This is a genomic window from Streptomyces sp. NRRL F-4489, from assembly GCF_001509485.1.
GTDB lineage: Bacteria > Actinomycetota > Actinomycetes > Streptomycetales > Streptomycetaceae > Streptomyces.
This window is the reverse complement of sequence record NZ_LLZI01000154.1, coordinates 1-1,697: the sequence shown is the minus strand read 5'-3', so window position 1 is coordinate 1,697 and position 1,697 is coordinate 1. Positions and strand designations below refer to the sequence as shown.

The following is a 1,697-nucleotide window of genomic DNA, read 5'->3' as shown; positions in this document are numbered from 1 at the left end:
GGGCCCGGGGGGGGAGGGCGGGGCCCCCGGGTGAGGTTGAGCGGTTGGGGTCTTGAACGCGCCCTCAGAGCGCCGTGCCATGCGCGGGCGGTGTTGAAGCCCCGTAGGCCGGTGCTCCAGGCGATGTGGGTCTCGGCCCATGGTTCGAGGCCCATGAGCTGTGTGCTCCGTGCGCCGGGGCCGCGAGCCGCTTGGTCGTGCGCCCAGGGGGTCCGGTCCGTACGCCCAGGGGGCCCGGTCCGTACGCCCAAGGGGTCCGGTCCGTACGCCCAAGGGGTCCGGTCTATACGTCCAGGGCAGCCTGGTCCGTACGCCGTGGGCCGCCTGGTGCGGGGCCGCTTGGTGCGTATGCCGGGGCGTGAGGCGCGAGCTGTCTGGTCCGTACGTCAGGGCTGCAAGCCGGGGGCGCCGTGGTCCGTGGAGCCGTCCGTGGCCGTGGCACCCGGAGTCCATGGGCATGTTGGCCGTGGGGCGCTGGGCCGCTTGATGCGTGGGCCATGGGCTGGGGGCGGTGGGCCGGCGTCGTAGCCCCGCGCGTCGCGGAGCCGTGGCCGGTGGCCGGGGGCCGTGGGCGGACGGCGTAACCCCGCGCGTCTGGGTCCGTAGCCGGTGGCCGGCGGCGGTTAGTCGGTGGTGAGGGCCTCGTGCCACCACTTGTCGCGGCCGGGCTTCCAGGAGACCGGGCGGGAGCAGCGGTTCACGACCAGGACGGTGCGCGGCAGGCCGTTCGTGTCGGTCGCGGCGGCGCGCGCCAGGGCGTGGTCCAGCAGCGGCTTCACCGGTCGTACGGAACCGTCCCAGAACGCCGCGTCCGCCGTGATCAGCACCCGGGTCCCCGACTCCCGGATGCGCGCGGCGAGTTCGGGGACGGTGAGGGAGACCGGCAGGGTGGTGCGTATCGCGTCCAGCCGGCCGCAGGCCAGCGTGGCGATCACCGATTCTGGAACCAGTGGCAGGTGTACCGCGACCCGGTCGCCGGCCCGCACGCCGTAGCGGGCGAAGGCGGCCGCCGCCCGCTCGGCCTGTTGCAGGAGCATGCCGTGCGTCAGCTCCTCCAGGCGGCCCGGTTCCCCGCTCCAGGTGAGGGCGATCTGCGACGCATCGGGCTCTTGCGTTCCCCGGAGGTCATCTGCATGCTCTGAAGTCACACGGCGCAACATGCGCTCCAGCATGGAGATCAGCGATCAACGAACGCTGAACGTCCGCTGTACGGCCGCACGGGAACCGTACGGCTCCACGGGGTCCGCGCCGCCCCTTCCCGCACCCCGCGCGGCAGTGCGCCCGGTCGATGCGCGGCCGGCGAGCGCCGACGAGCGGTTCCGGCTCCGGTCGTCCTTCGAGGCCCGGCGGCCTGCTCCCGTCTCTTTCTGCCCCGGTCCGGTGCGCTCCATCCCTCCCGCTGTGGCTGTTCCTTGGCTGTTCCTTGGCTGTTCCTCGGCTGGTCCTCGGCTGGTTCTAGCCAGGTCCCTTGCCGGGTTCCCCATCGGCTCCTCGGTTTGGGCGGTTGTGCGACGCGTGAGAGGCGGGTTGGCAGTTCATGACGGTGTTTGCGATGGCCGTGTTGTTCGGATTGTTTGGGTTGCTGGGGTTGTCTGCGTTGTTCGTGGTGCTTGTCATGGCCGGGGGCTCGGCGCCCGGGGCTGCGCTTCGGTGGCTGGGTGGCGGGCGTCAGGGGCACGGAGCGGGTGGGGCGGAGG

1 protein-coding gene is annotated in these 1,697 nt (G+C 72.7%); it reads right to left on the bottom strand.

The window, feature by feature from the left end; all coding sequences use genetic code 11:
• Window positions 1–623: 623 nt before the first annotated feature.
• Complete coding sequence (locus ADL22_RS13845; protein WP_267890165.1) at window positions 624–1,160, bottom strand: AMP-binding protein; 537 nt, start codon at window positions 1,158–1,160, stop codon at window positions 624–626.
• Between the last annotated feature and the right edge of the window lie 537 nt (window positions 1,161–1,697).